This window comes from Burkholderia sp. BCC1993 (genome assembly GCF_905339865.1).
Lineage (GTDB): Bacteria > Pseudomonadota > Gammaproteobacteria > Burkholderiales > Burkholderiaceae > Burkholderia.
Genome location: NZ_CAJPGZ010000015.1, coordinates 112,588 through 132,938 on the forward strand (window position 1 = coordinate 112,588; position 20,351 = coordinate 132,938).

The 20,351-nt window shown below is 68.3% G+C and carries 18 protein-coding genes; 11 read left to right on the forward strand and 7 right to left on the reverse strand.

Annotated elements, in window-relative coordinates:
* Positions 1–46 precede the first annotated feature (46 nt).
* Positions 47–1,027 (forward strand): sulfonate ABC transporter substrate-binding protein, encoded by a 981-nt coding sequence (locus U4Y91_RS24945; RefSeq protein WP_321807315.1) that lies wholly within the window; start codon positions 47–49, stop codon positions 1,025–1,027.
* Between the two features lie 314 nt (positions 1,028–1,341).
* On the opposite strand, the gene U4Y91_RS24950 is transcribed toward U4Y91_RS24945, so the two are convergent.
* A complete protein-coding gene (locus U4Y91_RS24950) occupies positions 1,342–2,121 on the reverse strand; it encodes an SDR family oxidoreductase (RefSeq protein WP_321807316.1) in 780 nt (259 codons plus the stop codon).
* The gene (locus tag U4Y91_RS24955) at positions 2,121–2,447 is read right to left on the reverse strand and encodes a nuclear transport factor 2 family protein (protein ID WP_321807317.1); all 327 of its coding nucleotides are present in this window, start codon (positions 2,445–2,447) and stop codon (positions 2,121–2,123) included. Before U4Y91_RS24955 ends, U4Y91_RS24950 begins: the two co-directional genes overlap by 1 nt.
* Before the next feature lie 90 nt (positions 2,448–2,537).
* On the opposite strand from U4Y91_RS24955, the gene U4Y91_RS24960 reads away from it, so the two are divergent.
* A complete protein-coding gene (locus U4Y91_RS24960; RefSeq protein WP_321807318.1) occupies positions 2,538–2,876 on the forward strand; it encodes a helix-turn-helix domain-containing protein in 339 nt (112 codons plus the stop codon).
* Positions 2,877–3,201: 325 nt separating this feature from the next.
* Here the strand turns inward: U4Y91_RS24960 and speB are convergent, their stop codons facing one another.
* Complete coding sequence (speB, locus tag U4Y91_RS24965; RefSeq protein WP_321807319.1) at positions 3,202–4,164, reverse strand: agmatinase; 963 nt, start codon at positions 4,162–4,164, stop codon at positions 3,202–3,204.
* Between the two features lie 432 nt (positions 4,165–4,596).
* Between speB and U4Y91_RS24970 the strand changes: the two genes are divergently transcribed.
* From U4Y91_RS24970 to U4Y91_RS24990, 5 genes are all read left to right on the forward strand, one after another.
* Positions 4,597–5,271 carry a lysoplasmalogenase gene (locus U4Y91_RS24970; RefSeq protein ID WP_321807320.1) on the forward strand — a complete coding sequence of 225 codons (675 nt, stop codon included), beginning with the start codon at positions 4,597–4,599 and terminating at the stop codon, positions 5,269–5,271.
* A gap of 243 nt (positions 5,272–5,514) precedes the next feature.
* A complete protein-coding gene (locus tag U4Y91_RS24975; protein WP_321807321.1) occupies positions 5,515–7,107 on the forward strand; it encodes an NAD(P)/FAD-dependent oxidoreductase in 1,593 nt (530 codons plus the stop codon).
* A gap of 21 nt (positions 7,108–7,128) precedes the next feature.
* Positions 7,129–8,067 carry an SDR family NAD(P)-dependent oxidoreductase gene (locus tag U4Y91_RS24980; RefSeq protein ID WP_321807322.1) on the forward strand — a complete coding sequence of 313 codons (939 nt, stop codon included), beginning with the start codon at positions 7,129–7,131 and terminating at the stop codon, positions 8,065–8,067.
* Entirely contained in the window at positions 8,064–8,969 is a 906-nt protein-coding gene (locus U4Y91_RS24985; RefSeq protein WP_321807323.1) for a metal-dependent hydrolase, read from the forward strand. The genes U4Y91_RS24980 and U4Y91_RS24985 overlap by 4 nt, the downstream gene beginning before the upstream one ends.
* Before the next feature lie 4 nt (positions 8,970–8,973).
* Positions 8,974–9,897, forward strand: a complete 924-nt coding sequence (locus tag U4Y91_RS24990; RefSeq protein ID WP_321807324.1) for an alpha/beta fold hydrolase — start codon at positions 8,974–8,976, stop codon at positions 9,895–9,897.
* On the opposite strand, the gene U4Y91_RS24995 is transcribed toward U4Y91_RS24990, so the two are convergent.
* Complete coding sequence (locus U4Y91_RS24995; RefSeq protein ID WP_321807325.1) at positions 9,858–10,412, reverse strand: putative glycolipid-binding domain-containing protein; 555 nt, start codon at positions 10,410–10,412, stop codon at positions 9,858–9,860. The two genes, U4Y91_RS24990 and U4Y91_RS24995, sit on opposite strands and share 40 nt — an antisense overlap.
* Positions 10,413–10,653: 241 nt before the next feature.
* Here U4Y91_RS24995 and U4Y91_RS25000 point away from each other — a divergent pair, with 241 nt between their 5' ends.
* The 4 genes from U4Y91_RS25000 to U4Y91_RS25015 all read left to right on the forward strand — a co-directional run bounded on the left by U4Y91_RS25000 (position 10,654) and on the right by U4Y91_RS25015 (position 17,645).
* The gene (locus U4Y91_RS25000; RefSeq protein ID WP_321807326.1) at positions 10,654–11,547 is read left to right on the forward strand and encodes an urea transporter; all 894 of its coding nucleotides are present in this window, start codon (positions 10,654–10,656) and stop codon (positions 11,545–11,547) included.
* Positions 11,522–12,298 carry a class II aldolase/adducin family protein gene (locus U4Y91_RS25005; RefSeq protein ID WP_321807327.1) on the forward strand — a complete coding sequence of 259 codons (777 nt, stop codon included), beginning with the start codon at positions 11,522–11,524 and terminating at the stop codon, positions 12,296–12,298. Before U4Y91_RS25000 ends, U4Y91_RS25005 begins: the two co-directional genes overlap by 26 nt.
* A gap of 50 nt (positions 12,299–12,348) precedes the next feature.
* A complete protein-coding gene (locus U4Y91_RS25010) occupies positions 12,349–12,537 on the forward strand; it encodes a 4-oxalocrotonate tautomerase (protein ID WP_044843193.1) in 189 nt (62 codons plus the stop codon).
* A gap of 266 nt (positions 12,538–12,803) precedes the next feature.
* The gene (locus U4Y91_RS25015) at positions 12,804–17,645 is read left to right on the forward strand and encodes an NAD-glutamate dehydrogenase (protein ID WP_321807328.1); all 4,842 of its coding nucleotides are present in this window, start codon (positions 12,804–12,806) and stop codon (positions 17,643–17,645) included.
* A 15-nt stretch (positions 17,646–17,660) separates the two neighbouring features.
* Here the strand turns inward: U4Y91_RS25015 and U4Y91_RS25020 are convergent, their stop codons facing one another.
* The 3 genes from U4Y91_RS25020 to U4Y91_RS25030 form a co-directional block, all read right to left on the reverse strand.
* A complete protein-coding gene (locus tag U4Y91_RS25020; RefSeq protein WP_321807329.1) occupies positions 17,661–18,521 on the reverse strand; it encodes a class I SAM-dependent methyltransferase in 861 nt (286 codons plus the stop codon).
* A gap of 94 nt (positions 18,522–18,615) precedes the next feature.
* Positions 18,616–19,449 carry an arylamine N-acetyltransferase gene (locus U4Y91_RS25025; protein ID WP_321807330.1) on the reverse strand — a complete coding sequence of 278 codons (834 nt, stop codon included), beginning with the start codon at positions 19,447–19,449 and terminating at the stop codon, positions 18,616–18,618.
* Between the two features lie 117 nt (positions 19,450–19,566).
* Entirely contained in the window at positions 19,567–20,259 is a 693-nt protein-coding gene (locus tag U4Y91_RS25030) for a hypothetical protein (RefSeq protein WP_321807331.1), read from the reverse strand.
* Between the last annotated feature and the right edge of the window lie 92 nt (positions 20,260–20,351).

Below are 20,351 nucleotides of genomic sequence, written 5' to 3' on the forward strand. Positions count from 1 at the left end.
GCGGCACACGCCGCTCCCCGAAGACGTTTCGCATGGAGTCCGTTCGATGATTCGTTTCACCCGCTGGATCACCCGCACCGCCGCGACGGCGCTCGTCGCCGTCGCCGCCACATCGGCCTTCGCGCAAGGCAGCGCCGACAAGGTCGTGCGCATCGGCTACCAGAAGGCCGGCCTGCTGTCGGTCGTCAAGACGCAGGGCGCGCTCGAGACGCGGCTCAAGCCGCTCGGCTACACCGTCCAGTGGTTCGAATTCCCGGCCGGCCCGCAACTGCTCGAGGCACTGAACGCGAACAGCATCGACTTCGGCTACACGGGCGCGCCGCCGCCGGTGTTCGCGCAGGCGGCCGGCGTGCGCTTCGTGTACGTCGCCGCGGAACCGCCGTCGCCGCACAACGAAGCCGTGTTCGTGAAGGCCGATTCGCCGGTCCGTTCACTCGCCGACCTGCGCGGCAAGAAGGTCGCGCTGCAGAAGGGTTCGAGCGCGAACTACCTGTTGCTCGAAGCGCTGAAAAAGGCCGGCGTACGCTACGACGAAATTCGCCCGGTGTATCTGCCGCCCGCCGACGCGCGCGCCGCGTTCGAGAGCGGCAACGTCGACGCGTGGGCCGTGTGGGATCCGTATTACGCGGCCGCGCAGAATTCGCTGAAGATCCGCACGCTGTCCGACTACACGGGCCTCACGCCCGCGAACAACTTCTACGAGGCAACGCGTGGCTTCGCGGAGCAACATGCCGACGTAGTCGGCACGATCCTGAAGCAATTGCGCGAGACGGGCCTGTGGGTCAACGGGCATCCGGCCGAGACGGCCGCGCTGATCGCCCCGAAGGTCGGCCTGCCGCTGCCGCTCGTGGAAACGTGGATCAAGCGCGTGCCGTTCGGCGCAGTGCCGGTCGATGAGAAGATCGTCGCGGTTCAGCAGGGCGTGGCCGATGCGTTCTATGCGGCGAAGCTGATTCCGCAGAAGCTGAACGTGGCCGATAACGCGTGGACCGACAAGGGCGTGGCGAGCGCGCTCGCGGCGAAGTAACGCGCGGCGCGCACTCGTTTCGAACAGGCCGACGGGTACCCTGCCCGTCGGCCTTTTTTGGTTCCTCTCGAATTTTCGGGGGAACGTCGGGCGCGCTGTCGGCGTTCGGCCAGTTTGAGTCGCTGAACGAAGATTTACGACCGCCCGCTCCCGGACCAAGAAGAGACGGTCATCAATGATGCTGTACCCTTCGGATCGTCTACCGTTGCGGCGGTCGCGAACGGAAGCCCTGTCTCGCGGAAGAGGCTTGGTCGTGACTGCCAGCCCGTTGGCAAACAGGTTCGGCACCGGGGCGGCCGGGCAAGTGGCTCAGATCACACAGTCGGAACAGTTCCTCCGTCGATGACGTATTCAGTGCCGGTGATTGCGCTGGCCCGCGCGGAGACGAGGAAGCCAATGAGCTCCGCAACCTCCCGAGGCGAGCATGGTCGGCCGAGAGGAATGCCACCGAGCGAATCCATGATGATCTTGCGGGCGCCTTCCGTGTCGATACCGCTTTGTCGGGCGATCTCGGCAACGAGACCTGCGGCGGCATCGGTCTCGACCCAGCCCGGGGAGACACGCACGACGCGAACGCCCTTCGGACTGACCTCCTTCGACAAGGCTTTGCTGTAGTTTGACAGGGCAGCCTTGGCGGCGGCATAGGCAATCGTCGCCTCCGGCAACGGCAATTGCCGCTGGATCGACGTGACATGGATGATGACGCCCGAACGCTGCTCGACCATCGAGGGCAACAGCGCGCGATCGATGCGCACTGCCGGGAATAGGTTCAGGCTCAATGCCTTGTTCCATTCATCGTCATCTAGCACGCTGAAGCCACCGGCCGGCGCAGATGAGCCGCCCGCTACGTGCACGACTATATCAACGCCACCCAACCGCTCGAGCACGGCGTCGACAATGGTTTTACAGCCCTCGGCCGTCGTGATGTCCGCCCCGATGAACCGTTCTTCGGCAAGCTCATCGGGACGGGAACGCGCGGTCGTCAGAACGTTCGCACCTGCCTCGCAAAGGCGTACGACAACGGCTTTGCCGACGCCCTTGGTTCCGCCCGTAACGAGCGCCCGAAGCCCCAGAAGTTCGGGTGCGGAGCTCATTAGCGGATTTCCAGCGACGCAATCCTGCCGCCGGCCAGGACGAACGTATAGGTCAGCTCAACTGGGCTACCTGGGAAGGTGCCCGTGAGCCGAGCGCGCATCGTCACGGTGGCGCCGTCCTGCAATACGTCCAGCGGCTCAATGCTGTACTGGTACCTGGTTTTGCTGTCTTTCTTCCAGGCCTGGATGGCCTCCAGCCCCTTGATCGTGCGGCCTTCGTCCCGCACGACGGCATCGGCGGTAAAGCAGTTCGATAGAGGGGCGGTGTCGGTGACGGTTTCCGCGAGCAGATAGGCATCCAGCGGCGGAGGCAGCATCATGTTCATCGGGGTTCACCTCAACGTGAAGGTTTGCATGCCCCGATCATGGCGCTACAGTTACCGCATCGCAAGAACGCACAAAAAAGTAAGTAACCCGTGGCTAACCGAAAAAACTACACCCCCGCGACTGCCGCAAGCGATGTCGAAGCCGCATTCAAGCTGCTGGAAGGCCGCTGGAAACTGGTGATCCTGTTCCACCTATTCGGCGGACAAGTGAGGCGCTTTTCGGACCTCGAGAGGCTGATCCCCGGCATCACGCAGAAGATGCTTGCCCAGCAGCTACGCCGCCTCGAAGCGGATGGCATCGTAACGCGCACGGTCTATCACCAGGTGCCGCCGAAGGTGGACTACCGCCTGACTGATTGGGGTCAGGCGTTGTGCCCCGCACTGGATGCGATCCTGACATGGTCGGAGCGCCGTGAAGACTTTCCGTAGGCCGCGCCGAGCTTGCGTGCGTGATGCTAGCAGCCTTTCATCCGGAGCTCCAATTTCGCAAGTCGTCGACGTGGTCTCATCCGCGATCGTCTCATGTCGGGCCGGAACCTGACGGTCGTCAATCTCATTTGAGGGGCAGCACCGGGTCGGAAAGCACCATCCACGGAAACGCGTGACGAGCTTCTTTTGCTCGACCCACGGCGAGCAATCCACCCACCGCCATCGATCCGTCGAAGTTGCGTGCAGCGCATCAAAGAAGACCGGCGGGCACCCAGCCCGCCGGCCTTCTGCATGACAAGGCCGTGCCCGCCGGCCCCACCCCACTTCAACGCCCCGCCACCTTCTTCTGCCGCCACAGACACAGCAAATCGCACGCAATATGCGCAGCGGCGATTGCGGTGATGTCCGCGTGATCGTAAGCAGGCGCGACCTCGACGACATCCGCGCCGACCAGATTCACCGCACCGAGCGCACGCACGATCGCGAGCGCCTGCGCGGACGACAACCCGCCCGCGACCGGCGTCCCCGTGCCGGGCGCGAACGCCGGATCGAGACAGTCGATATCGAACGTCAGGTACGCGGGCCGCGCGCCGACGATGTCGACGATCCGCTCCACCGCCGCGCGCGGACCATGCTCATGCACCCACGCGGCATCGAGCCGCTCGATCCCGAGGAAATCGTCGTTCCACGTACGGATGCCGACCTGCGCCGACGTCGCCGGATCGATCAGCCCTTCCTTCACCGCCTTGTAGAACATCGTGCCGTGATTGAGGCTGTCCGGCTCGTCGTCGGCCCACGTATCGCAGTGCGCATCGAAGTGGATCAGCGACAACGGCTTGCCGTAGCGCTCCGCGTGCGCGACCAGCAGCGGATACGTGATGTAGTGATCGCCGCCGAGCGTCAGCATCTTCGCGCCCGAGCGCAGGATCGTGCGCGCATGCTCGACGATCGCCGGCTTGATCGACAGCGGGTTGTGCGCATCGAACCAGCAATCGCCGTAATCGACGGCCGCGAGATCCTCGAACGGATCGAAGCCCCACGGATACGGATTGAGCTCCGCGAGCTGCACGCTCGCCGCGCGGATCGCGGCCGGGCCGAGCCGCGCGCCCGAGCGATAGGTCGTCGCGAGGTCGAGCGGCACGCCGGATATCGCGACGTCGACGCCGTCGAGCGCGCGCGAATAGTTGCGGCGCATGAACGACAGCACGCCCGCATAGGTGTTTTCGATCGAGGAGCCGTATGGCGTCGTGCGACGGATCGCGCCGTCGCCGTGGAGCAGTTCGGTCATGTCGAACCTGTTGGTCAGGAGGACCGGCCCCGGCCACTGCATCGGGTGCGCTGGCGGGACTCGGCACGGATTCATTGGAAACGCGGCGGCATGCCCTCGCCGGGCGCGGCCGTCGCGCCGGCCTGCGAACCCTGTAGCGTGGCCGGGCGGGACAACGTCGATACGCGGCGATGATAGCAAGCCGAAACCGCGGTGTTGCCCCGGTTCGACCGGGGCAAACGCATCGAAACGATCGGCGCGGCGGCAGGCGCACCGGCGCCGCATGGCCCGATCCCGTGCCGCCGGACCGCCGCACCACCGCCCCCGTCGCCATGCCGCGCCTAGAAGGATTCGCCGGTTTTCGCCCGCGCTTTCTTCCGGATAATGGCCGCAGCCGCGCCCGCGACGGCGCGCCGTCCACCGCAGACGACAACAACCCCGGAGACACCCGCCTTGATCGCCACGCTTCCCGCCACCTATCGCCGGCTCTGGCCGCTCGCCGTCGCCGCCGCGCTGCTGTACGGGCTGTCGCTCGCCGCCGCGCCCTATCCCGGCCAGGCCGCCGCGAAAGCCGCGATGGGCATCCTGCTGCTCGCGGCCGGCAGCACCTGCGCGGCACCGCGCGAACGCGCGTGGCTGTGCGCGGCGCTCGTCACGGCCGTGCTCGGCGACGTGCTGCTCGCGCTGCCCGAGTGGCCGCTGTCGTTCGTCCTCGGCCTCGGCGCGTTCCTGCTCACGCACCTGTGCTACTGCGCGATCTTCGTGCGCTGGCGCGCGCGGCCGCACGGCTGGCGCGTCCTCGCGCTGATCGGGCTGTGGATCGCCGCGCCGGCGTTCTATGCGGCGTTCCTTCCGCACTTGGGCGAACTGCTCGCACCCGTGGCCGTCTACATGCTCGTGCTGTGCGCGATGGCGAGCTTCGCGCTCGCGGCCCGCACGCGCGGCCCGCTGGTCGCCGTCGGCAGCCTGATCTTCGTCGGCTCCGACACGCTGATCGGCGTCGGACGCTTCCTCGGCGGCTTTCCCTGCATCGACTGCCTGATCTGGGGCCTCTACGCGCTCGCGCAGATCACGATCGTCGCCGGGGTTTTCCATGAGACGGCCGCCCGCCCGATCCGTCCCCGATAGCGTTTCAAACAGGCCGCCGCATATCGGCGGCCTCGTCTCCTGCCTCTCCTGCCCTGCCGACGGCCGTTTCCGTGCATTCCGCAATGCGGAAACCAGACCGTTCCAAACCCCGCTCAGCCTTTTCCCGCGCGGCTTCCGGCCCTTAGAGCGCCGCTTCTAGCCTCTTGCGGTTTCCGGGTTCACCCACTATCGTTACATCAACCAATGTAACATTCAAAAATGAGCCAAATCGGAGACACCCGGATGAATGCTCGCACGTTGCCTTTCGGCCCGCCCGGCCACGACGGCCTGGACGAAACCACCGACATCGCCATCATCGGCACCGGCTTCGCCGGTCTCGGGATGGCCATTCGCCTGCGGCAGACCGGCGTGACCGACTTCGTCGTGCTCGAGAAGGCCGCGTCGGTCGGCGGCACGTGGCGCGACAATGATTACCCCGGGTGTGCATGCGACGTGCAATCGCACGTCTATTCGTTCTCGTTCGCGCCGAACCCGCGCTGGACGCGCATGTTCGTGCCGCAGCCGGAGATCCGCGCGTACCTGGAAGACTGCGTGCAGCGCTTCGGCGTCGGCCCGCACCTGCGCCTGAACCACGAGTTGCAGCGCGCCGAATACGACGAGGCCGCGCGACGCTGGCGCCTCACGTTCGCGAACGGCAAGCGGCTGTCGGCGCGCGTGCTGGTGTCGGGGATGGGCGGGCTGTCGCGCGCCGCGCTGCCGGCGATTCCCGGCGTCGAGACCTTCAAGGGCCGCGCGTTCCATTCGCAGCAGTGGGATCACGACTACGCACTCGAAGGCAAGCGCGTCGCGGTGATCGGCACCGGCGCGAGCGCGATCCAGTTCGTGCCGCAGATCGCGCCGCGCGTGAAGGCGCTCGCGCTGTTCCAGCGCACGCCGCCGTGGATCATGCCGAAGCCCGACCGCAACCTGACCGGCTTCGAGAAGTGGCTGTTCCGCACGCTGCCGTTCACGCAGAAGGCCGTGCGCAGCGGCATCTACTGGATGCTCGAATCGCGCGTGCTCGGCTTCGCGATCCATCCGTCGCTGATGAAGAACGTGCAGAAGCTCGCGCTGCGCCATATCCGCAAGCAGGTTCCCGATCCGGAGCTGCGCGAGGCGGTCACGCCGGACTACACGCTCGGCTGCAAGCGCGTGCTGATCTCGAACGACTACTACCCGGCGCTGTCGCGCAAGAACGTCGACGTGATCACGACCGGCATCGACCGCATCGAAGCCGACGCGGTCGTGACGACCGACGGCAAGCGTCATGAAGTCGACTGCCTGATCTACGGCACGGGCTTCCAGGTCGCCGATCCGTATCCGCGCGGCGCGATCATCGGCCGCGGCGGCCTCGACATCGTCGATGCGTGGCGCGACGGCGCGCACGCGTATCTCGGCACGACGCTGCCGGGCTACCCGAACTTCTTCATGATCGTCGGCCCGAACACCGGCCTCGGCCACAACTCGATGGTGTTCATGATCGAGTCGCAGATCGAATACATCCTCGGCGCACTGAACGCGATGCAGCGCGAACGCGCGGATGCGATCGAGGTGCGCCCGCTCGTCGAGGCGCAGTTCAACAGCGACCTGCAGGGCCGGCTTAAAAAGGCGATCTGGTCGACGGGCGGCTGCAAGAGCTGGTACCTCGACCCGCGCACCGGCAAGAACACGACGCTGTGGCCGGGCTTCACCTGGCGCTTCCGCCAGGCGACCGCGCACTTCTCGATCGCCGATTACCACGCGTATCGCGCGCCGCACCACGACACGAGCGCGCGGCCCGTCGCCGCGCCCGCCGCGGCCGCCGCTTCCGCCTCCACTTCCGCCGAAGCGGCCTGAGCCACACAAGGAGCCAACGACATGAGAGATTTCGCCAACAAGGTCGCCGCGATCACGGGCGCAGGCTCGGGCATGGGCCGCTCGCTCGCGGTCCAGCTCGCGCAGGCCGGCTGCCACGTGTCGCTTGCCGACAAGAACGGCGTCGGCCTCGCCGAAACCGAGCGGATCGTCCGCGCGATCGCGCCGAACGTGCGCGTGTCGACGCGCGTGCTCGACGTCGGCGACCGCGACGCGATGTTCGCCTGGGCCGACGACACCGCGCAGGAACACGGCAAGGTCAACCTGATCTTCAACAACGCGGGCGTCGCGCTGTCGAGCACGATCGAAGGGATGGAATACGGCGATCTCGAGTGGATCGTGAACATCAACTTCTGGGGCGTCGTGCACGGCACGAAGGCGTTCCTGCCGCACCTGAAGGCGAGCGGCGACGGTCACGTGATCAACACGTCGAGCATCTTCGGGATCTTCGCGCAGCCGGGCATGAGCGGCTACAACGCGACCAAGTTCGCGGTGCGCGGCTTCACCGAATCGCTGCGTCAGGAACTCGACATGATGAAGTGCGGCGTGTCGGCCACGTGCGTGCACCCGGGCGGCATCCGCACCAACATCGCGCAGTCGAGCCGCGTCGCGAAGAACATGGTCGGCTTCATCGTCGAGAGCGAGCAGCAAGGCAAGGACAGCTTCGAGAAGTTCTTCATCACGACCGCCGACGACGCCGCGCGCACGATCCTCGCCGGTGTGCGCAGGAACAAGCGCCGCGTGCTGATCGGCCGCGACGCGAAGGCCGCGGACTGGATGGCGCGCATCCTGCCGGCCGCGTATCAGGCGCTCGTCGTGCTCACGACGCGCCGCGAGGCCGCGAAGGCTCGCCGCGCGGCCTCGCGCTACGGCACGCCGGCCGCCGCGCCGCTTCACGCCACCTACAACAACGCAGGCAATCAGGGAGGAGAACAATCATGACGACCCCGAACATGATGCCGGTGCGGCGCGACATCCGTTTCGCGCTGCCGCCCGAACACGCGAAGGACTGGCATGTCCAGGGCGTGCCGGTCACGCACTTCATGAACGCGCTGTCGCTGCTGTTCCCGGCCGGCGAGCGCTTCTTCATGGATTCGGTGCGCCACTACCGCGACCGCATCGAGGATCCGGAGCTGAAGAAGCAGGTGCTCGGCTTCATCGGCCAGGAAGCGATGCACACGCGCGAGCACATCGAGTACAACGACCTGCTGCAGTCGTCCGGCCTGCCCGCGCACAAGCTCGACAAGCGGCTGTGGACGATCCTCGGCTTCTTCAAGAAGACGCTGCCGCATTCGATGCAGCTCGCGATCACGATCGCGCTCGAGCACTACACGGCGATCCTCGCGAACCAGCTGCTGTCGGGCCACGAGCACCGGATCGACGGATCGGTCGAAGGCTATCAGCAGATGTGGATGTGGCACGCGATGGAGGAAACCGAGCACAAGGCGGTGTCGTACGACGTATGGAACGCCGTGATGAAGCCGGGCCTCGGCAGCTACCTGCTGCGCACGGGCACGATGCTGACGACGACGGTATTGTTCTGGACGATCGTGTTCGACTTCCACGTGCGCCTGATGCGCGCGCACCGTCGCGAACACGGCAGGTTCGGCGGCATGTGGCGCCTCGTGAAATATCTATACAGCCCGAAGCACGGCGTGTTCCCGAGCATCGCGCGCGAATGGCTCGACTACTTCCGTCCGGGCTTCCATCCGTGGGACCACGACAACCATCAGTACCTGCAGGGGCTCGACACGCTGCTCGCGAACATCGATGCGACCAATGCGCGCCATGCGGCGCAGGCCGCCCCGCGCCGCGTGCCGCTGCATCCGGTTCCGCAGGCATGACGTCATGGCGCGCACGCACGAGATGCTGACCGTCCGCTCCGGCGACGTGAAACTCGCCGTCCATGTCAGCGGCCCGCGGCGCGCGCCGCCGCTGATCCTCGTGCACGGCTATCCCGATTCGTCGGCCGTGTGGGCGCCGGTCCGCGCGCGGCTCGCGAAGCGCTACCGCGTGATCGCCTACGACGTGCGCGGCGCCGGCGCATCCGATGCGCCGCGCCGCCGCGCGGACTACACGCTGGCGCGGCTCGCCGACGACCTGAAGGCGGTGGCCGACGCGACCTGCGGCGCGCGGCCGTTCCATCTGGTCGGTCACGACTGGGGGTCGATCCAGTGCTGGGAGGCCGTGACCGACCCTGCGTTGCGCGGCCGGATCGCGTCGTACACGTCGATCTCCGGCCCGTGCCTCGACCACGTGTTCCGCGCGAAGATGCGGCTCAGGCAGAGCCTGAAATCGTGGTACATCGCGTTTTTCCACCTGCCGGTCGTGCCGTCGCTGGTGTGGCGCCTCGGCGGCGCCGCACTGTGGCCGCGCTGGCTGCAGTTGACCGAACGCGTGCGGCCCGAGCGCGATCCCGCGCAGTTGAAGAACGCGCTGAACGGGTTGCAGCTCTACCGCGCGAATTTCCTCGCGCGGGCGAGAAAGCCGCGCGAGCGGTATGCGCAGGCGCCGGTGCAGATCCTCGTGCCGGTGCGCGACCGCTACGTGACGCCCGAAATGTCGGTCGATCTCGAGCGCTGGCTCGGCGAGCACGTGCGCGAGGAAATCGACGGCGCGCACTGGGTCGTGGTGCGCAATCCCGACCTGATCGCGGCGCGGATCGACCGGTTTGCCTCGACGCATGAACGACCGGCGGTCGCGACAGCACCCGCGGCACCGCGAGCGGCGGTTCAGCGCAATGGCGGCAGGCGCTTGAACAGCGTTTCGTAGTCGATCACGAGCCCGTCGGCGTCGACGTCCATCTCGGCCGTGAAACTCCGGAAGATGCCTTCGTAGCGGTAGCGCCGGCCCGGCTCGATGCACGCGTAAGCCTGCTTGACCGGCGTCACCTTCAGGTCCGGCGTCGAGATGTATGCGACGTCGATCGGCCGCCGCTCGCCGCGTGCGAGCCCGAGGCGGCCGATCGGCAGCGCGTTCGTGAACGGCGTCGCCGCGATGTCGATGTCGACGCAGCCATCCAGTTCCGGCAGCGCGCTGCCTGAACCGTCGCGCCAGTGCCCGGCCCCGTCGCCGTGCAGTTCCAGCGTGCCGCCGCCCATCACTTTGAGCACCGCATACCTGACCCGCCATTGCGGATCGCACTCGACCCGGTACGCAAGCCCGTACGCGCGGCCGTACCGCTGGCCGACCACGGCGCTTTCGACGACGATGCCGGCGTCCCCCCGGTCGAACGTCAGGTGTTCGATTCCGTCGCCCTCGAGCGACGCCCAGCGCAGTTCACGCATCGTTCCTCCTCGAAAACGCCGACGCGTCAGCATACGCACGAAAAATCCGACGGCGGCCAAAATTTCGCTACCCGGCCTGGCAATCCCGCGAAAACGCCGTCGCCCCGGGCAGGCAGACGCCGGAACACGCGCCCCGCCCCAACTCAGGGCACGCGCCACAAATGCTGACTATCCAGAATTCCCTATTCCGGTGCACGGCATTGTGTCCTATGCTCGCGGCTCGTCCTGTTCCACCGCCGCCATGCCTACCGCTCGCCCCGCCTCGCCGTCGATCGACCTGCGCATCCTGCTGCGCGGCATCGGGCAGATCGTCCTGCAGGCGCATGCCGTCACCGGCGCGCTGCTGCTCGCCGCGCTGGCGCTGACCGACCTGCGGCTCGCGTCCGCGGCGCTGGTCGGCTCGGCCGCCGCCAGCATGACGGCGGTGCTGACGGGCGCCGAGCGCCGCGACGTCGAACAGGGGCTGCACGGCTTCAACGGCGCGCTCGCCGCGCTGATCGCCGTGCTGTTCGCGCCTGCTTCGCTCGCCGCCGTCGCGCTGGTGCCGCTGGTCGCGATCGGCGCGGCGCTCGTGCAGCGCGCGATGCGTGTGCCCCTCGCCCGCTGGCGCCAGTGCCCGTATTCGAGCCCGTGCCTCGCCGTCACCGCGCTGTGGCTGCCGTTTGTCGCGCTGCAGCATGCGGGCGACGCGACAGCTGGTGCGCCCCTGACGCTGCCTTCCATCGCCGACGCGCTGCTTTCGGGCGTCGCGCAAACCACCTTTGCGCAAGGCCCGTGGGCCGGCGCGCTGATCGTCGCCGGCCTCGCCGTCGCGTCGCGCCGCGCGGCCGCGTTCGCGCTCGGCGGCGCGATCGTGTCGACCGTGCTGCTGCTCGCGGCCGGCGCGAACGGCGCGTCGTTCGCCGACGGCCTGCTCGGCTTCAACGGCGCGCTCGCCGCCCTCGCGCTGATGCCGCGCGGGCCGCGCGCGGCGTTCGCGGCCGCCGCGCTCGCCGCGCTGATCCAGTGGCTCGCGACGCGCGCGGGCCTCCCCGCGTTCACGGCCCCGTTCGCGATCGCTGCGTGGATCACGGTGATCGTCGCGCGCCGCTTCACCCTCGGAGAACCCGATGTCGTCATTCGCACACCGTCCTGACACCGTGAAGCCCGGCGGTCCGATCTCGGACGCCGAGCGCCGGTTGCGCGTCGATCTCGCCGCCGCCTATCGCCTCGTCGCGCTGAACGGCTGGGACGACCTGATCTACACGCATCTTTCCGCGACCGTGCCCGGCGAACCCGGGCATTTCCTGATCAACCCGTTCGGCCTCGCGTTCGACGAGGTTCGCGCATCGAATCTCGTGAAGATCGACCTGGCCGGCAACCGGATCGGCGAGAACGAATACGCAGTCAACGTGACCGGTTTTGCACTGCACGCGGCCGTGCATGCGGCGCGGCCGGACGCCGTCTGCGTGATGCACCTGCACAATACGGCCGGCATCGCCGTGTCGATCCAGCGCGACGGGCTGCTGCCCGCGTCGCAGCACGCGCTGCGGTTTCACGGCGACCTCGCGTACCACGACTACGAGGCGCTCGCGTTCTCGCCGGCCGAAGGCACACGGCTGACCGCCAGCCTCGGCGCGAAATCCGCGATGCTGCTGCGCAACCATGGCACGCTGACGGTCGGCCGGACCGTCGCCGAGGCATATGTGCTGATGGATACGTTGATCAAGGCCTGCGACATCCAGGTGCGCGCGCAGGCAGGCGGCGGGCCGCTCGTGCTGCCCGAGCCGGCCGTCGCCGAGCGCACCGCCGCGCAGTTGCGCGACGGCGGCGCGATCGAGGGCGAACTGGAATGGCCGGCGCTGCTGCGCCGCCTCGACCGGATCGATCCGTCGTATCGCGACTGACGCCGCTCGCGTCCCGACTTCCCTACCCCCAACCATCGGAGCATCCAGTCATGCCGACTTTCAATATCCAGTTGTTCGAAGGCCGCACGGTCGAGCAGAAACGCGCATTCGTCGAAGCGATCACGCGCGTCACGTGCGAGACGCTCGGCTGCGACCCGGGCTCGGTCGACATCATCCTCGCCGACGTGAAGAAGGAGAACTGGGCGACGGGCGGCAAGCTGTGGAGCGACGAACGCTGACACCGCTGCGTTCGGCGGCGGCGGAACCTGCCTGGCGACAGGCGTTCGAATTGCGGTGACATCCGGACGAATGCGCCGCACGATGCGGCTCGACTCGAAGCCGCCGACCACGCCTGACCCGCCCGTGCGACGCCGGCTACCGGCGTCGCACGCGGCCTTCGTTCCCTGCGCCGCGTTGTGCGCCCGCACATCGCGTTGTCACGCAATCGGCGCATATAATGCGGCACAGACGCAGCAGCCAATGGCCACCCGACCAGGAGACCGCCATGGAAGCGAAGAACGAAGAAGTCGTCGCACACCTGCTCTCCGATGTCGTCGAATTCGCGCGCGGACGCCTGCCCGAAGCCACGTTCCGGATCGTCGAACCGTTCCTGCGTCATTACTACGATTTCGTCGACGCCGATGATCTGCAGAATCGCGGCATCGCCGACCTCTACGGCGCCGCGATGGCGCACTGGCAGACCGCCCAGAAATTCGTGCCCGGCAGCGAGCGGCTGCGCGTGTACAACCCGATCCTCGAACAGCACGGCTGGCACTCCGACCACACGGTGATCGAGATCGTCAACGACGACATGCCGTTCCTCGTCGACTCGGTGACGATGGCCGTCAACCGCCTCGGGCTCGCGCTGCACTCGGCGCTGCACCCGGTGTTCCGCATCTGGCGCGGCGGCAACGGCGCGATCGAGCGCGTCGACGCCGGCGGCGCGACGGCCGGCGACGGCCAGTCGCAGCTCGCGTCGTTCATCCACTTCGAAGTCGACCGCTGCGGCGACGCCGCGCTGCTCAACACGCTGCGCAACGATATCGCGCGCGTGCTCGGCGACGTGCGCGCATCGGTCGAGGACTGGCCGAAGATCGTCGACATCGCGCGCGCGACGATCAAGGACATGAAGGCCCGCGAATCCACCGCGGAAGACATCGAGGCGCGCGCGTTCCTCGAATGGATGGCCGCCGACCACTTCACCTTCCTCGGCCAGCGCGACTACGCGCTCGTGTCGGACGGCACGGGTTTCGGCCTGCGCGGCGTCGAAGGCTCCGGCTGCGGCCTGCTGCGCGAATCGCTGCGCGCGCCCGGCGCACCGGACGTGACGCCGCTGCCGCCGGCCGCCGCCGAGATCATCACCGGCCCCTGGCCGATCTTCCTGACGAAAGCGAACTCGCGCGCGACCGTGCACCGGCCCGGCTATCTCGACTACGTCGGCGTGAAACTGGTCGGCGCCGACGGCAAGGTGACCGGCGAGCGCCGCTTCATCGGGCTCTACACGTCGACCGCGTACATGGTGTCGAGCGCCGAGATCCCGATCGTGCGCCGCAAATGCGCGAACATCGTGCGGCGCGCGGGCTTCCTGCCGAAGGGGCATCTCGGCAAGTCGCTGGTGACGGTGCTCGAAACCTATCCGCGCGACGAACTGTTCCAGGCCGACGAGGACCAGCTCTACGACATCGCGCTCGGCATCCTGCGCCTGCAGGAACACCAGCGCACGCGCCTGTTCGTACGGCGCGACCGCTTCGACCGCTTCGTGTCGTGCCTCGCGTTCGTGCCGCGCGACAAGTACAACACCGACCTGCGCCGCCGCATCGCGAAGCTGCTCGTCGATGCGTACAACGGCGTGAACGTCGAGTTCACGCCGCTGCTGTCGGAATCGGCGATCGCGCGGATTCATTTCGTCGTCCATGCGGAACCGGGCACGATGCCCGACGTCGACACGCGCGAACTCGAAACGCGGCTCGTGCAGGTGGCACGCCGCTGGCAGGACGATCTCGCCGACGCGCTGCTCGACGCGTTCGGCGAAGAACAAGGCAACCGCCTGCTGCAGCACTATGCGGACTCGTTCCCGGCCGGCTATCGCGACGACTATCCGGCGCGCACGGCCGTGCGCGACATCGAGCTGATCGAGCGCGTGAAGGATTCGGGCCAACTGGCGATGAACCTGTACCGCCCGATCGAGGCCGAGGCGCGCGCGTTCCGCTTCAAGGTGTATCGCGCGGGCGACCCGATCGCGCTGTCGCGCAGCCTGCCGATGCTCGAGCATCTCGGCGTGCGCGTCGACGAGGAACGGCCGTACCGGATCCAGACGCAGGATGCCGCGCCCGCCTGGGTGCACGACTTCGGCCTCGAACTCGCCGACGATACCGAGTTCGACATCGAGCGTGTGAAAGGCCTGTTCGAGGATGCGTTCGACCGGATCTGGAGCGGCCGGATCGAGAACGACGACTTCAACCGCCTCGTGCTGCGCGCGCACCTGAGCGCGCGCGAAGTCACGATCCTGCGCGCATATGCGAAATACCTGCGGCAGGTCGGCTCGACGTTCAGCGACGCGTACATCGAGCGCGCGCTGACCGGCAACCCGGCGATCGCGCGGCAGCTCGTCGAGCTGTTCCTGGTGCGCTTCGACCCGGCCACGGGCGACACGCGCGACGTGCAGGCCGAACGCCTGCTGAAGGCGATCGAGACGGCGCTCGACCAGGTGCCGAACCTCGACGAGGACCGGATCCTGCGCCAGTTTCTCGGCGTGATCAACGCGACCGAGCGCACCAACTATTTCCTGCACGACGCGAACGGCGAATCGAAGCCGTACCTGTCGTTCAAGTTCAATCCGGCGAAGGTGCCCGGCCTGCCCGAGCCGAAGCCGATGTTCGAGATCTGGGTGTACTCGCCGCGCGTCGAGGGCGTGCACCTGCGCGGCGGGCGCGTCGCGCGCGGCGGGCTGCGCTGGTCCGACCGTCGCGAGGATTTCCGCACCGAGGTGCTCGGGCTGATGAAGGCGCAGATGGTGAAGAACGTCGTGATCGTGCCGGTCGGCTCGAAAGGCGGCTTCGTCGTGAAGAACCCGCCGCCGCCGAGCGATCGCGAAGCGTGGATGCGCGAAGGCATCGCGTGCTACCAGACCTTCCTGCGCGGCCTGCTCGACCTGACCGACAATCTCGCCGGCAACGCGATCGTGCCGCCGCCCGACGTGGTGCGCCACGACCCCGACGATCCGTATCTCGTCGTCGCGGCCGACAAGGGCACGGCCACCTTCTCCGACTACGCGAACGCGATCTCGCACGAATACGGCTTCTGGCTCGACGACGCGTTCGCGTCAGGCGGCTCGGTCGGCTACGACCACAAGAAGATGGCGATCACCGCGCGCGGCGCGTGGGAATCGGTGAAGCGGCACTTCCGCGAGATGGGCGTCGATACGCAGACGACCGACTTCACGGTGGTCGGCGTCGGCGACATGTCGGGCGACGTGTTCGGCAACGGGATGCTGCTGTCGCCGCATATCCGGCTCGTCGCGGCGTTCGATCATCGCCACGTGTTCCTCGACCCGAACCCCGACCCGGCGACGAGCTTCGCGGAGCGCCAGCGGATGTTCACGCTCGAACGCTCGAGCTGGGCCGACTACGACACGTCCGTGATCTCGGCGGGCGGCGGCGTCTACCCGCGCACCGCGAAGACGATCCCGCTGTCGCCGGCCGTGCAGGCCGCGCTCGGCATCGACGCGCAGGCGCTGCCGCCGACCGAGCTGATCCGCGCGATCCTGCAGGCGCCGGTCGACCTGCTGTACAACGGCGGGATCGGCACCTACGTGAAGGCCGCGCGCGAAACCCACCAGCAGGTCGGCGATCGCGCGAACGACGCGGTACGCGTGAACGGCGCGGACCTGCGCTGCAAGGTCGTCGGCGAAGGCGGCAACCTCGGCTGCACGCAGTTCGGCCGCATCGAGTTCGCGCAGCGCGGCGGGCGCATCAACACCGACGCGATCGACAACTCGGCCGGCGTCGATTGTTCGGATCACGAAGTCAACATCAAGATCCTGCTCGGGCTCGTCGTCGGCGACGGCGAGATGACCGAGAAGCAGCGCAATGCCCTGCTCGCGGAAATGACCGACGAAGTCGGGCTGCTCGTGCTGCGCGACAACTACTACCAGACGCAGGCGCTGTCGATCGCGGGCCGCTACGGCGTCGAGCTGCTCGACGCCGAGGCGCGCCTGATGCGCTGGCTCGAACGCGCGGGCCGCCTGAACCGCGTGATCGAGTTCCTGCCGACCGACGACGAGATCGCCGAACGGCAGGCCGCGAAACAGGGTCTCACGTCGCCGGAACGCGCGGTGCTGCTCGCGTACAGCAAGATGTGGCTGTACGACGCGCTGCTCGAATCCGACGTGCCCGAGGATCCGCTCGTCGCCGCGATGCTCGTCGACTATTTCCCGAAGCCGCTGCAACAGCGCTTCAGCGAACCGATGCAGCGCCACCCGCTGCGTCGCGAGATTCTCGCGACGCACCTGACCAACGCGCTCGTCAACCGGGTCGGCTGCGCGTTCGTGCACCGGCTGATGGAGGAAACCGACGCGAAGCCGGGCGACATCGTGCGCGCCTGCATCATGGCGCGCGACGTGTTCGATCTCGATGCGGTGTGGCGCGACATCGACGCGCTCGACAACCGCGTCGCCGACGACGTGCAGGCGCGCATGTTCGTCGACGTCGCGCGGCTGCTGGAGCGCGCGGCGCTGTGGTTCCTGCGGCAGTTGCAGTCGGGCACGGTGGCCGACGGCGGCGTCGCCGGCCTGATCGCGCGCTGCCGCGACGCGGTGCAGCGCATCGCGCCGCAATTGCCGTCGTTGCTGCCGGCCGACGATCTGGAGGCGCTGTCCGAGCGGCAACGCGTGCTGGTCGAAGCCGGCGTCGAGAGCGCGCTCGCGGTACGCGTCGCGAGCGGCGACATCTCGGCCGCGCTGCTCGACATCGCCGAAGTGGCCGCGACCTGCGACCGCAGCCTCGAGCTGGTCGCGGGCGTCTACTTCTCGCTCGGCACGCTGTTGAACTACGGGTGGATCGGCGAACGCGCGGCCTCGCTGCCGACCCCGACGCACTGGGACATGCTGGCGCGCGCGGCCGCGCTCGCGGAAGTCGCGCGGCTCAAGCGCACGCTCGCCACCAGCGCGCTCGCGGAGTCGGCCGACTCGACGGCGCCCGAGACGATCGTCCACGCGTGGCGCGAACGCCGCGAAGCCGCGCTGCAACGCTACGAGCACCTGCTCGCCGACCTGCGCGCGTCGGGCGGCGCGAGCCTCGCGGTGCTGCTCGTGATCGTGCGCGAGATGGCCGTGCTCGAACGCGCGTGATGGAAGGTCGCGACGTCACACCGTCGCGACCAGCAGCTCTTCCGCGTTGCCCGGCGGGCGCAGGCCGTCGCTGCGATCGGCGAAGTAGCGGCGCGCGAGATCCGCGGCCGACACATGCTCGGCCCGCGCGAAGCCGGCCCCGGTCGCGAGCGCGCGGATCTCCGCCGGCATGAAGAAGCTGATGAACGGCGTGCCGCTCGCGCGCGCGCCCTTCGCGGCCATTTCGAGCCCCGGGCGCACGTCCGGATCGGCATGCTCGAGCGGCAGCAGGAACGTCATCGCGAACGTCGAGCCCGGCGCGAGCGACGCGACTTCGCGCAGCGCCGCCGCGTTCGCATCGCGCGTCAGGTACATGCTGACGCCGGTGGACACGACGACCGCCGGCTTGCCTGCATCGAAGCCCGCGCGCACGAGCGCGTCGCGCCACGACTGCTTCGCTTCGAAATCGACCGGCACGAACCGCAGCCAGTCCGGCACGCCGAAGCCGAGCTCGGTCAGCCGGCGGCGCTTCCACGCCTGCGGCGCGGGCGGATCGACCTCGAAGACGGTCAGGCGCGACGCCATCTCGGGCCGCCGCTGCACGAAGCTGTCGAGGCCCGCGCCGAGGATCACGTACTGGCTCACGCCCCGCGCGGCCTGCTCGACGACGAGATCCTCGATGAAGCGCGCCCGCGCGACGATCGACGCGCGAAACGGCCGCGTGAACTGCGGATCCATGTCGCCGCGCTGCTGCCAGCCGGGCGCCGGCGCGAGCAGGCGCAGTCCGACTTCGTCCGCGAGCACGTGCGGCGGCGCATCGAGTTCGACGTGCAGCGCGCGCCACAGCGCGACGCGCGCAGCGGTGCTGTCAGGGGCGTCCGGATCAAGGTCGGTCATCGTCTCGTCCTCATGCGCGCGGCTGGCCCGGCGCCTGCAGGCGCCACGCGCGGCCGTCGGGATCGCGTACGGTCATGTCGCGGCCCGCAACGCATTACATCGTGTTCGCCCGCGCCGCCACCCGCGCGAACAACGCGTCGAGGTCGAAGCCGGTCGTATCGATGCCGATCGTGTCGCGCAGGCACGCGCCCCACGCGGCCGCGTCGTCGAACGTGACGGTGCGCCCCGCGCCCGCCGCGTCGCGCAGCGTCAGCACGGTGTTGAACAGCGCCGCGCGGCCGTCCGGCAGCACGCGGCAGGCGATCAGGTCGTTGACGAAGATCGAGTCGGGATAGGTCGACGTGAACCAGTTCGCGGCGTCGTAATCGATCCACTCGGCCGGCTTCAGCGAAAAGCGGTAGGTCGTCTGCCAGCCGTCGGGGATCTGGAACTGCATGTCGAATTCGCCGTCGACCGGCGCGCCGACGACGCGAAACGCCCCATGCGGCGTCAGCTGCCGCTCGCCCGGCACGAAGCGCAGCGGCGCGGTGAGCGTCGCGCTGCCGAAGCCGATGTCGGCGAGCCACGCCACGCCGTCGAGATCGATGCGCAGCAGCATGTGGGTCTGCGCGGTGACGACCTCGGGCGGCCGCATCCAGCGCACGCGCGCGATCAGCGGCGTCACGCGAAAGCCGATCGTCGTGAGCGCGGTGTAGAAGAGCTTGTTGAGTTCGAAGCAGTAGCCGCCGCGGCGGCACCCGATCAACTTGTCGACGATCGCGGGCAGGTCGAGCGCGACGCGCGCGCCGGTCAGCGGATTGAGGTTTTCAAACGGAATGGCCTGCGGCTGCAGCAGGTGCAGCCGGCGCAGCACGTCGAGCGTCGGCTCGGCCGGGCCGTCGTAGCCGATGCGGGCGAAGTAGCGCGAGAGGTCGAACGAGTCAGTCATGAACCGGCACCGGGAACGGGGAACACGCCACGATAGCATCGAGCGATATCCCCATGTTGCGCGGGGCCATCCCGGATCGCCGCGCGCGCGGCCGGCTCCGCAGCGGGTCCGGCCGCGTTACGGCAGCAGCTTCAGCGCAGACGACGCGACCGACGGCACCGCAATGCCCTGGCTCGTCGCGAACTGCACGGCCTGGCTGAGCGTCGCTGCGAGCGACTGCAACTGGCCCGGCGCGCTTTGCGCGATATACGACGCGGCCTGCATGTTCTGCGGATTCAGGCCCGATTGCAGCAGCGATGCCGCGCTGGTCGAACCGAGATTACCGAGCCCCGACTGCAGCTGCGAGTACTGCGTCAGGCCCTGGCCGAGCGATGCCAGACCGTTGCTGAACGCCTGCTTGTCGATCGGGCCGTGCGACGCCCCGCCGCTCGCGAACGCCTGGCCGAGCGCCTGCGACACCGACTGCTGCGCGCCGCCCATCTGCGACAGCGCGGCCGGCGTCAGCGCATTGCCGCCGCCGAGCAGGCCGACGGCCTGCTGCGCCTGACCGGCCGCGCCGGTGAGCCCCATCGCCGACGCGAGCGACGACTGGCCGACCAGCACCTGCTGGTTCGCGCCGACGTACGCCTGCATCAGCTGCGCGACGCCGCCCTGCGCGGGTGCGGCCTGCTGTTGCCCGCCGCCGAGCAGCGCCGAGCCGATCGACTGGAGGTCGAGATGTGCATGTGCGGTGCCGTTCACGCCGAGCAGGATGCCGAAGGCGATGCCCGCCGATGCCAGGTGCTTGCCCGTCGCGCGAATGTGCTTCATGTGTTTCCCTCGTGCCCGAATATGTTTGAGGCCGATATTGTCGAAGCGCGCCGCGCGCCGCCGCAACGACTGAAACACATCGAAACGAAATC

What these genes read in the sequence shown, in the direction of transcription:
- U4Y91_RS24945 (WP_321807315.1), top strand. Translation starts at nt 47, where the DNA reads ATGATTCGTTTCACCCGCTGGATCACCCGCACCGCCGCGACGGCGCTC.
- U4Y91_RS24950 (WP_321807316.1), bottom strand. Translation starts at nt 2,121, where the DNA reads ATGAGCTCCGCACCCGAACTTCTGGGGCTTCGGGCGCTCGTTACGGGC.
- U4Y91_RS24955 (WP_321807317.1), bottom strand. Translation starts at nt 2,447, where the DNA reads ATGAACATGATGCTGCCTCCGCCGCTGGATGCCTATCTGCTCGCGGAA.
- speB (WP_321807319.1), bottom strand. Translation starts at nt 4,164, where the DNA reads ATGACCGAACTGCTCCACGGCGACGGCGCGATCCGTCGCACGACGCCA.
- U4Y91_RS24975 (WP_321807321.1), top strand. Translation starts at nt 5,515, where the DNA reads ATGAATGCTCGCACGTTGCCTTTCGGCCCGCCCGGCCACGACGGCCTG.
- U4Y91_RS24980 (WP_321807322.1), top strand. Translation starts at nt 7,129, where the DNA reads ATGAGAGATTTCGCCAACAAGGTCGCCGCGATCACGGGCGCAGGCTCG.
- U4Y91_RS24985 (WP_321807323.1), top strand. Translation starts at nt 8,064, where the DNA reads ATGACGACCCCGAACATGATGCCGGTGCGGCGCGACATCCGTTTCGCG.
- U4Y91_RS24990 (WP_321807324.1), top strand. Translation starts at nt 8,974, where the DNA reads ATGGCGCGCACGCACGAGATGCTGACCGTCCGCTCCGGCGACGTGAAA.
- U4Y91_RS24995 (WP_321807325.1), bottom strand. Translation starts at nt 10,412, where the DNA reads ATGCGTGAACTGCGCTGGGCGTCGCTCGAGGGCGACGGAATCGAACAC.
- U4Y91_RS25000 (WP_321807326.1), top strand. Translation starts at nt 10,654, where the DNA reads ATGCCTACCGCTCGCCCCGCCTCGCCGTCGATCGACCTGCGCATCCTG.
- U4Y91_RS25005 (WP_321807327.1), top strand. Translation starts at nt 11,522, where the DNA reads ATGTCGTCATTCGCACACCGTCCTGACACCGTGAAGCCCGGCGGTCCG.
- U4Y91_RS25010 (WP_044843193.1), top strand. Translation starts at nt 12,349, where the DNA reads ATGCCGACTTTCAATATCCAGTTGTTCGAAGGCCGCACGGTCGAGCAG.
- U4Y91_RS25015 (WP_321807328.1), top strand. Translation starts at nt 12,804, where the DNA reads ATGGAAGCGAAGAACGAAGAAGTCGTCGCACACCTGCTCTCCGATGTC.
- U4Y91_RS25020 (WP_321807329.1), bottom strand. Translation starts at nt 18,521, where the DNA reads ATGACCGACCTTGATCCGGACGCCCCTGACAGCACCGCTGCGCGCGTC.
- U4Y91_RS25025 (WP_321807330.1), bottom strand. Translation starts at nt 19,449, where the DNA reads ATGACTGACTCGTTCGACCTCTCGCGCTACTTCGCCCGCATCGGCTAC.
- U4Y91_RS25030 (WP_321807331.1), bottom strand. Translation starts at nt 20,259, where the DNA reads ATGAAGCACATTCGCGCGACGGGCAAGCACCTGGCATCGGCGGGCATC.